The sequence below is a fragment of the Acinetobacter johnsonii genome (assembly GCF_048551975.1).
Classification (GTDB): Bacteria; Pseudomonadota; Gammaproteobacteria; order Pseudomonadales; family Moraxellaceae; genus Acinetobacter; species Acinetobacter johnsonii_A.
In genome coordinates this window covers 1-329 of record NZ_JBIMCF010000108.1, presented here as the reverse complement: position 1 = coordinate 329, position 329 = coordinate 1, and the positions used below count along the sequence as shown (strand labels likewise).

Genomic DNA, 329 nt, shown 5'->3' with positions numbered 1-329 from the left:
AAACCAAATTGAATAGATTCAGTACTTCACCAATCGCAAGCGCAATGGTTAAGAAAATAAAGGCCTGAGCCGCCATTTGAACAAAGCTGATTATTTTGGCAGACAGGTGAGGACCGGTGACGATACCATTCATAATGACGATTGCTGGGACAATGTTGGCAACTCGACGAATCACGCTATGCTGCGACATAATGTCGTGATTAGCAAATTTTAGCTTAGTGATGAGATGCCGAATACCACGAACGCCAACATGCTTGGCAATAATATACGCCAGTATAGTCACTAGAATGAGTATGCAGAATCCTGTCAACATTTCGATCCAAGGATAC

The 329-nt window shown here is 42.6% G+C and carries 1 pseudogene; it reads right to left on the bottom strand.

Going from position 1 to position 329, the window contains the following annotated elements:
* Positions 1–329 (bottom strand): annotated as a pseudogene (locus ACG9ZB_RS16825) (mechanosensitive ion channel family protein); the annotation flags it as partial.